At 44.7% G+C, this 13,279-nt stretch carries 8 protein-coding genes; all 8 read left to right on the top strand.

Annotated features, from left to right (window positions below; genetic code table 11):
* The first annotated feature begins 181 nt into the window (after positions 1-181).
* The 8 genes from AWH61_RS20335 to AWH61_RS19585 all read left to right on the top strand — a co-directional run bounded on the left by AWH61_RS20335 (position 182) and on the right by AWH61_RS19585 (position 13,205).
* Positions 182-2,977, top strand: coding sequence for a DNA translocase FtsK (locus tag AWH61_RS20335; protein WP_075177991.1), 2,796 nt, complete (start codon positions 182-184; stop codon positions 2,975-2,977).
* Positions 2,978-2,993: 16 nt separating this feature from the next.
* The gene (gene lolA, locus AWH61_RS19615) at positions 2,994-3,818 is read left to right on the top strand and encodes an outer membrane lipoprotein periplasmic chaperone LolA (protein ID WP_075177990.1); all 825 of its coding nucleotides are present in this window, start codon (positions 2,994-2,996) and stop codon (positions 3,816-3,818) included.
* Positions 3,805-5,112, top strand: a complete 1,308-nt coding sequence (locus AWH61_RS19610; RefSeq protein ID WP_075177989.1) for a replication-associated recombination protein A — start codon at positions 3,805-3,807, stop codon at positions 5,110-5,112. Before lolA ends, AWH61_RS19610 begins: the two co-directional genes overlap by 14 nt.
* A 73-nt stretch (positions 5,113-5,185) precedes the next feature.
* On the top strand, positions 5,186-5,569 hold the full coding sequence (gene crcB, locus AWH61_RS19605) for a fluoride efflux transporter CrcB (protein ID WP_014949631.1): 384 nt from the start codon (positions 5,186-5,188) through the stop codon (positions 5,567-5,569).
* 10 nt (positions 5,570-5,579) lie between these two features.
* A complete protein-coding gene (gene serS / locus AWH61_RS19600; RefSeq protein WP_039234657.1) occupies positions 5,580-6,881 on the top strand; it encodes a serine--tRNA ligase in 1,302 nt (433 codons plus the stop codon).
* 501 nt (positions 6,882-7,382) lie between these two features.
* Positions 7,383-10,316, top strand: coding sequence for a TonB-dependent receptor domain-containing protein (locus AWH61_RS19595; protein ID WP_014979398.1), 2,934 nt, complete (start codon positions 7,383-7,385; stop codon positions 10,314-10,316).
* Positions 10,317-10,380: 64 nt separating this feature from the next.
* Positions 10,381-12,345, top strand: coding sequence for an alpha/beta hydrolase family protein (locus AWH61_RS19590; protein ID WP_075177988.1), 1,965 nt, complete (start codon positions 10,381-10,383; stop codon positions 12,343-12,345).
* A 146-nt stretch (positions 12,346-12,491) separates the two neighbouring features.
* Positions 12,492-13,205, top strand: coding sequence for an SOS response-associated peptidase family protein (locus tag AWH61_RS19585; protein WP_075177987.1), 714 nt, complete (start codon positions 12,492-12,494; stop codon positions 13,203-13,205).
* The last annotated feature ends 74 nt before the right edge of the window (positions 13,206-13,279 follow it).

The raw sequence follows: 13,279 nt of genomic DNA, 5'->3' as shown, positions 1-13,279 counted from the left end.
ATGGGTGTATTAATTCAGTTGTGCGCTCAGTAACTTACCAAAAAGTAAATCAATAATAATTATGTAGGAATAGCAAAGAGTTCGCTAAGCTCTTTGTTGCGGTTAGTACTGCGGTTACCGCATAGGGTAAAAAGCTATCTGCGGTAATACATGCGATGGAAATTGAAGGTTTTTTAGGGTTATGGCGCGATTAACAGGGGTTCAGCGAGTGTGGGAAGCAGGTATGATTATCGCCTGTGTTTTCGCCTTCTTCTTATTGCTGGCACTAGCATCTTTTCATCCAGGAGACCCAGGTTGGAGTCAGGCTGGATTACAACTCGACGTTCACAACTGGGTTGGAGCAACAGGGGCGTGGGTCGCTGATCTTCTGCTATTCTCATTTGGTTTTTTAGCGTATTTACTGCCTTTCGGCTCCGCCTTCTTAGGGTGGTTTCTATTCCAGCACATTAAAGAACTCGATGAATTCGATTACCTTACTATTGGTTTAAGAATTATTGGTGGGCTGTTGATGGCCCTCGGTGCAACGGGTATCGCCAGTATTAATTTTGACGACATTTACAACTTTTCAGCCGGCGGTTTTGTTGGCGACGTAATTAGTTCAGCGCTAGTGCCTTACTTCAATACCGCTGGCACAATTTTGTTACTTCTTTGTTTCTTCTGTACGGGCTTTACCTTACTAACGGGTATTAGCTGGCTCACTATTATCGACAGGTTAGGGGAAGGTACGCTGTGGTTGGGACGTAAGACTCTTTCAGCACCTCAGAGTTTGTTAGCATTTGAAATGCCGCGACTAGCCCTAGCTAACAAATCGTCTAATCAAAGTGGCGACGAAGGTGCAGAGCTAGATATTACCAGTATGCGCGCTGAACCTTTGGCTTCTACTGCACAGACAAAACCATCACAGACACAGAAAACTACGCCATCACGCAGTGAGCCTACCTTTGGCATTGACAATGTAGATGATGAACCGCCGTTTTATACCTATAACGGAGACAAGTCTGCTCAATCTAATCCCGCCGATACTGTCAACGCCGAGGAAGACGATGCGGCATCAAGTACAGATGTAGATATAGCTGAGACGAAAAAGTCGTCGTTCTCATTGTCAGGTATGCGTAGTGCGGTTACGGGTAGCTTTAAAGACAAAGTGGGTTTGGGTAAATCGAGCCAAGATGACTCAGTTCAGTCAGAAGATGATAGCAGTCAACATGAGCATAAACACCAAGCACAGCAAAGTCCGCATATTAACTTTGACGACTTAGAAGAGTTTGATGAAGACTTGCCTTACGAAACTGGAAGCAAGCCAATAACTTCTGCAAATAACAGCGCGCCATCTGTTGAAGGTAGCGAACCAAATACGGAAACGCTACAGTCGCAAACTGTTGAAACTCAGGGAGCGAGTCAAGGTGCTAACCAATCATTTACTCCTGCTGCACTAGGTGCTAAACCCGTGAAGGCGAGGGCAGGTGAAGTAGATCCTGATTTACCACCTATGCCGTCCTTTGATTTACTTGAACGTGCCGACAAACATGAAAACCCGCTTACGCCAGAAGAAATTGAAGGTATTTCTCGTTTGGTAGAGGAAAAACTGGCTGACTTTAACATTGAAGCGACGGTGGTTGGCGTGTTCCCTGGCCCTGTTATTACCCGGTTTGAGCTTGATTTAGCACCTGGGGTAAAAGTGAGCAAGATCTCAGGACTGTCGAAAGACTTAGCCCGCGCTATGTCAGCTATCTCGGTGCGTGTAGTGGAAGTTATTCCGGGTAAGTCAGTAATTGGCTTAGAACTGCCGAATAAAAAACGTGAAATGGTGCGGCTGAGCGAAGTTATTAGCTGCGATACTTTTCAGTCTAATAAATCACCATTAACCATGGTGTTGGGCGCTGATATTTCAGGTCAGCCAGTGGTGGTCGATTTAGCCAAAATGCCTCACCTTTTGGTTGCGGGTACTACAGGTTCAGGTAAATCTGTAGGTGTGAACGTTATGATTCTTAGTTTGCTTTATAAGAGCACGCCAGAAGATGTTCGCATGATCATGATTGACCCGAAAATGCTTGAGCTTTCCGTTTATGAAGGCATACCTCACTTGCTTGCTGAAGTGGTTACCGACATGAAAGAAGCCGCCAATGCCCTTCGTTGGTGCGTGGGTGAGATGGAGCGTCGTTATCGTCTAATGAGCGCTCTTGGCGTGCGTAACCTAAAAGGCTATAACGCGAAAGTAGAAGAAGCTATTGCTAATGGCACACCAATAAAGGACCCACTGTGGAAGAATGAAGAAAGTATGGATGCTGAAGCGCCTGACTTAGCCAAGCTTCCTGCTATCGTGGTAGTGGTCGATGAATTTGCCGACATGATGATGATAGTGGGCAAAAAAGTGGAAGAGCTTATCGCACGTATCGCACAGAAAGCACGTGCTGCGGGCATCCATCTTATCCTTGCCACACAGCGTCCATCTGTAGATGTTATTACAGGTCTGATCAAGGCCAACATTCCAACCCGTTGTGCATTCCAAGTTTCTAGTAAAATAGACTCAAGAACAATTCTAGACCAACAAGGCGCAGAAACTTTGCTAGGGATGGGTGACATGCTTTATCTGCCTCCTGGTAGCCCTGTGCCAACCCGTGTTCACGGTGCATTTGTGGATGATCACGAAGTACATGCTGTAGTTGCAGACTGGCAGAAACGTGGTGAGCCTGAATACATTGATGAGATCCTGAATGGCGAAGCGACGGCTGAAGTCTTACTGCCAGGCGAACAGCCTGAGGGTGAGGATCAAGAATTTGATGCCTTCTATGATGAAGCCGTGGCGTTTGTTACTGAAACACGTCGAGCTAGTGTGTCGAGTGTGCAGCGTAAGTTTAGAATTGGTTACAATCGGGCTGCGCGCTTGGTTGAACAAATGGAAATGAGTGGTGTCGTAAGTGCACAGGGGCACAACGGGAACCGTGAGGTTCTTGCACCGCCGCCCCACAAAGAATAACGAATGGATTGAATAAATGAATAAAGCAGTTTCGGTTTATTTTGTGAGTGCATTGGTAACGGCAGGTACAGCAATGACTGCTGCTAACGCTGCGGTAGAATTAGATACAACAGGTTCAACTAATGGCAAGAACAATGCTGACGAGGTAGTCAGTGCTCATGACGCTATTCAGGCTAATGCCACAGTAAACACTAGTCAGCCTAAAACTTCATCGCTTATCAATGATTCTGCGAGTACTTCACTACAGGCTTTGTTAAGCAATATGAAGCAGTTTCGTGCAAGCTTTGCGCAGACAGTAGTCGATGCACAGCAAAATGTCGTTCACGAAGCACAAGGCACGCTGACCATGACCCGCCCCAATAAGCTTCGCTGGGAAACAACGTTTCCTGATGAAACCCTTTTGGTTGCCGATGGCGAAGCGGTTTGGAATGTGGATACCTTCGTAGAGCAGGTAACAGTCCTATCTCAAGACAATGCGATTAAAGATAACCCTATTGTTTTGCTTACATCGACAGATGAAGCAACGTGGTCAAAGTTCTCTATCAGTCAATTAAATAGCGGTTCATCGGCCGTAACACCTGAAAATGGCGCGGCAGACAACATCAATGGTGTGAGCGTAACAAAAAGCTACCAAATCACGCCTAAGGAACAGGGCGGCCAAATCGCAACGCTTACATTAACCTTTAACCAAGACAGTGAACTCGCTTCGCTTAATATGCTCGATGCGCAACAGCAAATCAGCACTTTGGTGTTCAGTAATATTGAAACGCGTTTTCCAGTGCCCGCTGATACGTTCTCAGTTGATATTCCAGACAGCTTCATAATTGATGACCAGCGTTAATCAAGATTTCGCGCCCCTCGCGGCGCGAATGCGCCCGGTCACCATAGAGCAGTACAGCGGTCAAGAACACTTACTTGGCGAAGGTAAGCCTCTACGTAAAATGTTAGAGGCGGGTCACTGTCATTCTATGATTTTGTGGGGGCCGCCCGGTACCGGTAAAACTACCCTTGCTGAACTCATTGCTCAATACACCAACGCATCTGTATTGCGTATTTCTGCGGTTACCTCTGGGGTAAAAGACATCAGAGCCGCCATGGATACGGCTGAAGAAAACGCCCGTTATAACCAGCGAACCTTGTTGTTTGTTGATGAAGTACACCGATTCAACAAAAGTCAGCAGGACGCGTTTCTTCCATTTGTTGAGTCTGGCGTTGTTACCTTTATTGGCGCAACGACAGAGAATCCCTCGTTCGAATTAAATAAAGCGCTTTTATCTCGTGTACGTGTTTATGTGCTAAAGACACTCGAACACGAAGCACTGTCAGAGTTGATTGATAGAGCGCTGAGCGATACCGAAAAAGGTCTGGGTGACAGAGCCCTTGGTATTGAAGAAACAGCCAGAAACGCGCTTATTGATTTAAGTTGCGGCGACGCACGTCGTCTTCTCACCTATTTAGAGCTTGCTGCCGACTTCACCGGAGCAAACGAAATAACCGTAAGCGATGTTGAGCATGCGGTAGGCGAAAAAGTTGCTAGTTACGACAACAAAGGCGACACCTTCTACGACCTAATCTCCGCGTTTCATAAATCTGTTAGAGGCTCAGATCCAGACGCAGCCCTTTACTGGTACGCAAGAATTCTCGATGGCGGGGGAGATGCGCTGTATGTAGGAAGACGTCTACTTGCTATCGCGTCTGAAGACATTGGTAATGCAGACCCAAGAGCAATGCAGCTCTGTATTAATGCCTGGGACACGTTTCACCGAGTAGGGCCCGCAGAGGGCGAGCGCGCTATTGCGCAAGCTGCGGTATATTGTGCATTAGCTGCAAAAAGTAACGCGGTATATATGGCGTTTAACGAAGCAAAAGCATTGGCACGTAAAACCTCTGATGCACCTGTTCCCATGCATTTACGCAATGCGCCTACGTCGCTTATGAAAGAGCTCGGTCATGGCGATGGTTACCGCTATGCACACAACGAGCCGAACGCGTTTGCCGCGGGTGAGTCTTACTTTCCGGAAAGCCTTACCGGAACTCGCTTGTATAACCCTAATGAACGCGGTTTAGAGAAAGCTTTGAAAGCCAAGCGTGAATTTCTCGATTCACTTAATGCGAGAAGTAACAATAAAAGGTAAAGTTGCAGACAAGTAACTCAACTAGTTCAGATTATATGAATTAGTTAATAAAAAAATGCGCTAGGGAGTTTTCGTGCCTCAAGGGTTAGCTTTGTATTGTTTTATTGCCGCTGGCGGTGCGACCGGCGCCTGTTTACGCTATTTTGTTACCACAAGTGTTGATTCCTTATTTGGAAAACACATGCCGTTTGGTACACTAACGGTGAATGTGGTCGGGTCGTTTGCACTCGCATTACTGTACGGTTTTATCGAACGTCATGATTTAAGCGACTCTCCTTACCGAGCGCTTATCGGTGTAGGGCTATTAGGTGCCTTTACTACATTCTCAACATTTTCCGTTGAAACCTTAACTTTACTAGAAAACGGGTTGTGGCTTAAAGCCGCAGCAAATGTATTTCTTAACGTTGGCGCTTGCCTAATAGCAGGTTGGCTAGCCATTCAATTGATGAAAGGATAATTAGAAACACATGTTAGATCCAAAGTGTTTGCGAAGCGATATAGAACAAACAGCTAAGCGATTAGCTGCCCGTGGTTTTAACCTCGATGTAGCAGCTTTCAGTTCGCTTGAAGAAAAAAGAAAAACACTTCAGTCCAGAACACAGGATCTGCAAAACGAGCGTAACGTACGAAGTAAATCCATTGGTAAAGCAAAAGCGCAGGGCGAAGATATTGCACCGCTATTGGCTGAAGTGGGTAAGCTTGGTGACGAGCTTGACGCCGCTAAAGCGGAACTTAGCGAACTGTTGGAAGAAATTAACACCCTTACGCAAGGCATTCCTAATTTGCCACACGAGTCTGTACCAGCGGGTAAAGACGAAGATGACAATGTTGAGATTTCTCGATGGGGCGAACCACGCACGTTTGATTTTGAAGTTAAAGATCATGTTGATGTGGCTGAAGGCTTAAACAACGGCTTAGATTTCGCTACCGCAAGTAAGCTAACGGGAAGCCGCTTTGTAGTGATGCGCGGCGATATTGCTCGCCTAAATCGTGCAATTGCTCAGTTCATGCTAGATACCCATACACAAGAACATGGCTACCAAGAGATGTATGTGCCTTACTTGGTTAACGCTGACAGCCTTTATGGCACAGGTCAGTTGCCTAAATTTGGTGAAGACCTATTTCACACCAAGCCAGCAACTGAAGAAGGACAGGGGCTTAGCCTAATTCCAACTGCAGAAGTCCCGCTAACTAATATCGCACGCGATGAAATATTAGATGCGAAAACGCTGCCTGTGAAAATGACAGCGCATACGCCTTGCTTCCGCTCAGAGGCTGGTTCGTACGGTCGAGATACCCGTGGACTTATTCGTCAGCATCAGTTCGATAAGGTAGAACTTGTACAGTTAGTTAAGCCAGAAGAGAGCTTTGACGCGCTAGAAGCACTTACAGGACACGCAGAAGTTATTCTTCAAAAGCTAGAATTACCGTACCGCAAAGTGTTGCTTTGTACTGGTGATATGGGCTTTGGTGCATGTAAAACTTACGATCTTGAAGTATGGCTGCCTGCGCAAAATACCTATCGTGAAATTTCTTCATGTTCAAACATGTTGGACTTCCAAGCACGACGCATGCAGGCTAGATTCCGTAACCCAGAAACGAATAAAACTGAACTTCTTCACACATTGAATGGTTCTGGTTTAGCGGTAGGGCGTACGCTTGTAGCTATTTTAGAGAACAATCAGCAAGCAGACGGAAGCGTTACGATTCCAAAGGCGCTTGTGCCTTACATGGCAGGCCAAGAGGTTATCAAAGCGACTAGCGCTTAAATAAAATCTACCAGTAGATAACTCATGGCAAATTCAATCGGGTCTGTTATCTACGAACATCAAAAAAATCCGGTACCGTAAAAGGTATCGGATTTTATAATTTACCCACCTACCACCGAATCTCATACTTATTGTTAAGTAAGTTTGTATACTATTTAAGCAAACCCTTAGCATGTAATAAAATCCATATATAAACAACACCTTATAGCTCAAAAATTAAGCAAAAAAAGTTGTTTCTAAATGTAAATGGATAGCGCTTTTTGGTCATAAATCGCATATATTTCATGCGCTAAAGTCGTAATTGACACTTACAATTATATCTTATACTTTTGGCTAATGTTGCGCTCGACGTAACAAAAATGAAATGTAGATTAGCCTCTATCAACATAATGAAAATAGGTCGTATTTACATTTACTTAAAAAAAGAAAGCTTCATGGATAAACGGACTTACCTTTCAGGTACTTCTGTTTGTTCAGAAAGCCGAATTCCAGGGAACAAATATGGAAAACCGAAACACACTAAACCGATTATCTCAGGGGATAATCATAGCGCTTGGCTTAGGCGCAACGCCTTATGTCGCCGCTCAAGATTCTGCGGAACAAGACGCTGAAACAGTAGAACAGATTTCAGTTGTTGGCTCTCGTATCCGTACCGACTCTTTTGCGAACGACACACCTATCGATATTATTTCTGTAGAAGATGCTGAAGGTGAAGGCCTCAAAACACTGGGCGAATTACTTCGTACAAGTACAGCTGCGGCGGGTTCAAGCCAAATAACTGCAGCGTTAACGGTTGGTTATGTAACTGATGGCGGTACTGGTGCAGAGACTGTTGGTCTTCGCGGCCTAGGTGCAAACCGTACGCTTATTCTATTAAACGGCCGTCGTGCTGGCCCTGCGGGTACACGCGGTGCTGTATCTGCATTCGACTTGAACAGCATTCCTCTTTCAGCAATTGAGCGTGTTGAAATCTTAAAAGACGGTGCATCAGCACTGTATGGCTCAGACGCGGTAGCCGGTGTAATTAACATCATCACCAAGAAAGGTGACGAGAAGACGGTAAACGTTGATATTAGCCAGCCGATGGAATCTGGCGGTGAAGATCGCCGTATTAACATCTCTTTTGGTGAAGAGTACGCAGAAGGCTCATTCCGTGTGACTGCTGACTACCGCAAGGTGTCAATGCTTCGCCGCGGCGACCGTGACTACTTCAACTGTACTGAACGTCTACAGTTTGCTGAGGATGGTTCGCGTACCGATCCTATCGATCCGCGTACTGGCGATTACCACTGTAGCGAAACAGGTTACGGGTTATGGCTATATGGTGGTGTATCTTCAGCTTATGGCGGCAGTTTGCAGGCTGCATTTGATTACGACAACTTTTTCGCGAATAACGGATACGAAAGCATTAACGATGCTAACGTTGGCTTTACAACACCAGAAGGCTGGTATCCGGTTTCATTCAACGATAACTATGCCAGTGAAGGTTGGTGGGATCAAAATCATCCATTCTTAGGCCAGCAAACTGTTGTACCAGAAACGCAAAACGCTTCAATTTATGCTACTGGCGAATACAATCTTACTGATGATGTAGTTGTTTACGGTGAATTTATTCACAGCCGTCGTACAACAAAGACTGATGACTATCGTCAGTTCTGGACTGCGGATGTTGGTACGCTATCTACCGATGTTTTAGATGGCTTTGATGGTGATGGTTCTGTATTCCCTGTTGCGTTAACTGACCACTTTAGCTCAGAAATTCAAGTTGACTATACCCGTGGTGTTGTTGGTGCTACCGGCGATATTGGCTTCTGGACTTGGGACTTATCTTACCAGTACAGTTACAACGATGGAAAATACGAACAGGACATCATCTATAACGACGCAATGCTAATGGCCCAGTTTAATGCGGCTGACGGTGTGAGCTGCTCTGGTGAAGTAACAGAGTTTAGCGGCAACACGTGTGTAGATATCCCATGGACTGATCCTCAGTTCCTTTTCGGTAACAGAACTCCAGCACAAGAAGCGTTCTTATTTGGTCGTGATTACGGCCAAACAACTTACGACCAACAAACCCTTGAAGGTTATGTAACAGGTGACCTGTTCTCTTTACCAGCTGGTGAAGTAGGCGCAGCGTTCGGTTTCCAAATTCAAAAAGATGAAATCGAAGATACTCCTGGAGAGAATACCCTTAACGGCAACTCTTGGGGTCTTTCTGGCGCGGGCATTACAGCTGGTGACCAGTTGACTAAAGCAATTTACGCGGAAGTTAAAGTTCCACTTCTAGAAGACGTAACAGGCTTTGAAAGACTAGACCTAACTGCCTCTGGTCGTTGGAACGATGTTGATACTTATGGTTCAGACACAACGTTTAAATTAGGCTTGAACTGGTCAATCATCGATGGCGTGAGCGTTCGTGCGAGCCGCGGTACGTCTTTCCGTGCTCCAGCACTGTACGAGCTATACCTTGCAGAGCAGACTGGTTTCGCGGGTCAGCTAGCTATCGACCCATGTCTTGACTACGTAAATCAGTTCGATTCAGGTGCAATCAACGATACAGTATTTGCAAACTGTCAAGCTGAAGGTATTCCTGCGGATTACGAGCAAGGCGGAAGTTCGGCATTGCTTGTTACAAGTGGCGGTGTAGGTCGTCTTGAAGCAGAAACTTCAGTTGCAGAAGGTATCGGTCTTGTTCTAACAAGCCCTGAAGATACGTTCGCATTCTCGATTGACTATTTCAACATTGAGATTTCAAACGAGATTGACAACTTGGGTGGTGCAGACATTGTAAACCGTTGTTATAACTCTATCGATTTTGCTAACGAGCCGCTATGTGATCTGTTTACACGTAGAGACGGTTCAGACGCAAACGATTTTGGTATTGACCAGGTTAACGGCGGTTACGTAAACATTTCATATCAGCGTGTACGTGGTGTTGACTACAACTTCACTTACGATGAAGAATTCGATTGGGGTAACGTTCGTTTCCGCGTAGAACACACTATGCAGATTGAAAAGTTCGGCCTACTGTTTGAAGATTCTCCGTATAACAACGAAGTTGGTGAAAACGGTGTTCCTAAGCACGTAGGTGTTGCACGACTAACCTATGGTAGAGACGACTGGAGCGTTACGTGGACAGCAAGCTACTTTGATTCTACTAACGACTACGAGTACTACGGAAGTGAAACCAACACGACCACGCTTAATGGTGAAACGGTGACGTTTATCGATGAGACTAAATGGACGACATACCACGCGGTATCAAGCTCATTTGCTTACGAAGACTTTGACTTTACTGTTGGTGTAGCCAACTTGTTTGACGAAGAACCACCTCAGCTATCAGCAAGTGGTTTTGAGTTAGGTAACTCAGCTCTTTACTCTCAATATGACTTTATCGGTCGAAGAGTATTTGCTAACGTAAAATACAACTTCTAAAAATTTGACTTGAAGTAGTAAGCCTCCGTTAATCGGAGGCTTTTTTCATGGAGAAAATTAAAAAATGAAAGCGCGTTTGTCTTTATTGAAAACGATTATGCTGGGAAGCCTAGCTTTTTCTTGCACATCTTATGCGGACGTTCAGCAACCTATTATTGAAAGTTATGCAAAGCATGCTCAATATTTGGATATTAAAATTTCCCCCGAAGGTACCTACTTAGCTTCAACATCCCGCAGCGAAGATGGATTAATTTCCCTGACAGTTTTAGATATCAAAAAACAAGAGGTTGTGTCGATTACGCGTGGGCGCGGGAAAGAGTCGGTCAGTACATTTAACTGGCTAAATGATGATCGTCTCTTATTAACAATGGCTCGTGAAGTGGGCTCCTTTGAGCAACCGCTGCCCACAGGCGAACTTATAGCTATGAACGCTGACGGAAGTGACAGCACGATATTAACTGGCTGGCGTTCAGAAAGTGGCGATAAGCGGTTCTCTCAAATTGTTGACTATTTACCATCAGATCCTGATGCCGTTGTGGTTTACAGCGTTGATTTGACCGCGAGAGAGCCTTACCTAGATCTTTATAAGATGAAAGTAAGCAATGGGCGGAAAAGTGGTATGGGAAGAATGCCGCTACGTCGCTATGCGGGCAGTGGAGCAGGGGTTATTACTGGAACCAACGGCAACGTATTGGCGATGTTTAACTCTGACCCTAACGAAGATAATAAGCAAACGTTAATCGTTAGATCGTCTCCCGAAAGTGATTGGTATACAGCATATGAAGCCGGTGCATACGACCCATTTTTCCAACCTTTAGTTTTTTTAGCTGATAACAAAACTCTTGTTGGTTTAAGTACCATAGAAACAGATACACAAGCACTTGCTACATTTAATGTAGATACAAAAAAGCACACTGTTCTTTACGCACATGACAAAGTGGATGTTTCACCCATTGTTCACGTTCAAAATGGCCAAGTAAGAGAAGTTCAAGGGGCTTCTTTTGAATATCTGGGTATTGATTCTGTATTTTTGGACGGTGTCCAGTATAGTGAAGATCAAAAAATATTAGCAAGCTTAACAAATACCTTTAAAGGGCAAATGGTTCAAGCAACGTCTTCTACTAATGATACAAATCAAGTGATCTTTCGTGTTGGTAACGCGAATAACCCCACAGTTTTTTACTTGTTTGACAAGTCAGCACGTAAACTCGTCAAACTCGCTGATACTAGGCCCTGGCTTAAAGATCTAACGATCCCTAAGTCACAACTAATCACCTATAAAGCAAGAGACGGTCAGGAAATTTCGGCAGTTCTAACGCTTCCTGATGGAAAATCCAAAAACCTTCCTTTTGTTTTACTTCCCCATGGTGGGCCACACGGTCCTTATGATTCATTAAGTGGAATGGACAGCGATGCCAAGGTATTAGCGTCACATGGATACGCAGTACTGCAACCGAACTTCCGTGGATCGGGTGGCTATGGTCTTCCGTTTGAAAAATCGGGATTCCGTAAGTGGGGTACCACGATGATAGATGACATGACTGATGGAACAATGCACCTTGTTAAACAAGGTATAGTTGATAAAGACCGCATGTGCGTTTACGGTGGTTCATATGGTGGTTATGCTGCATTACAAAGTGTAATCCGTGAGCCTGATCTTTACCAATGTACAATTGGTTTCGTGGGTGTATACGATTTAGACATGATGCTTGAGAAAGGTGACATCCCTGAAAACCAAGCAGGCATTAACTACCTTAATCAAGTGCTGCCAACGGGTGGTGAAAGGGATTTACAGTCTCCAGTTAAAAATGTAAGCAAAATAAAAGTTCCTGTTTTCATTATTCAGGGTGAAGAGGACGTACGTGTACCTAAAGAGCATGCATTTGCCTTGCGTGCTGAGTTAGAAAAGCGCAACATGCCCTACGAGTGGATGATGAAATCAGGCGAAGGCCATGGTTTCTATAAGCCTGAGAATAACGTAGAGCGTTGGGATGCAATGATCAAGTTTTTGGATAAGCATACTCAGTAAACGGCATGCTTTACTGCAACTAGAAATTGCAAATAAAATCAAAAGGAAACGGTTAGCTACTGTTTCCTTTTTTTATTTTTAGCTTTGTTTTCTAACATTAAGGGTTACTATTAGACAGGTTAATAAATAAAAAAGAGAAGGAATACATGTGCGGATTTATACAGCGTATTACTGACTCACCAGACGTTATAGCGCTACTTGAAGAAGTCGGGCTTACACAAACCATACCGCTTTTTGTCAACGAATCTTCCACAAGCAATGTCATTAACTTTTATCCTGCGTTTGGCAAAGTGCCTGAACGACAAATTACTAATTTAATAGTATCGGGTGATAGCACCATCGATGCAACGTGGTGGTTCGACGCAAAACCTAATGGAAACACGCTTGCTGTAGGTGATAGAACAACATTTAACGCTCGAAATCTCGATAGCCCTTATTGGAGCAAGTTCATTCTTGAACGACGCGCTGTGGTTGTAGCAACTGCAGTAGGAGAGTCAAATCCACTTGGCAATGGAAAAGCGCACTATCTAATGAAACCGGTTACTGGAGCATTGCTCATTGGCGCGGTATACCGGCGGTTTAGTAACGGTTTATTTTCCTGTGCTGTAGTGACGCGCCCACCCGTAGAGGGATTTAGTCAGTATCATGAAAAATCCATTCCTTGCTTTCTTCCCCATAATGCACATGCGATAAATGCGTGGTTAGCGGCAGACACACAAGGCTCATTGAACAATGAGGTAGAATATATTTTGAATAATCCTCGTATTTATACCGATCTCGAAGTTACACGAGTAAAGACGTTTAAAAGCGCCGAGGCAATCGGTGAAGTTAACGTGTTAAAGGCTGACGAAAACCGCTGACTTTAGCTTCTAAGTGAGTAAAGGAAGGCGGCTATAAAAACAGCCACCTATGATAATTCAACTAACAAATAACG

Source organism: Alteromonas sp. W12 (assembly GCF_001924945.1).
Taxonomy (GTDB): Bacteria; Pseudomonadota; Gammaproteobacteria; order Enterobacterales; family Alteromonadaceae; genus Alteromonas; species Alteromonas macleodii.
Note: the sequence above shows the minus strand (reverse complement) of the source record. Positions and strands in the feature narration are given on the sequence as shown.

Bases quoted from the DNA above. Each gene is read 5' to 3' on its own strand.
- AWH61_RS20335 (WP_075177991.1), top strand. From the start codon at position 182: ATGGCGCGATTAACAGGGGTTCAGCGAGTGTGGGAAGCAGGTATGATT.
- serS (WP_039234657.1), top strand. From the start codon at position 5,580: ATGTTAGATCCAAAGTGTTTGCGAAGCGATATAGAACAAACAGCTAAG.
- AWH61_RS19610 (WP_075177989.1), top strand. From the start codon at position 3,805: ATGACCAGCGTTAATCAAGATTTCGCGCCCCTCGCGGCGCGAATGCGC.
- AWH61_RS19590 (WP_075177988.1), top strand. From the start codon at position 10,381: ATGAAAGCGCGTTTGTCTTTATTGAAAACGATTATGCTGGGAAGCCTA.
- AWH61_RS19585 (WP_075177987.1), top strand. From the start codon at position 12,492: ATGTGCGGATTTATACAGCGTATTACTGACTCACCAGACGTTATAGCG.
- lolA (WP_075177990.1), top strand. From the start codon at position 2,994: ATGAATAAAGCAGTTTCGGTTTATTTTGTGAGTGCATTGGTAACGGCA.
- AWH61_RS19595 (WP_014979398.1), top strand. From the start codon at position 7,383: ATGGAAAACCGAAACACACTAAACCGATTATCTCAGGGGATAATCATA.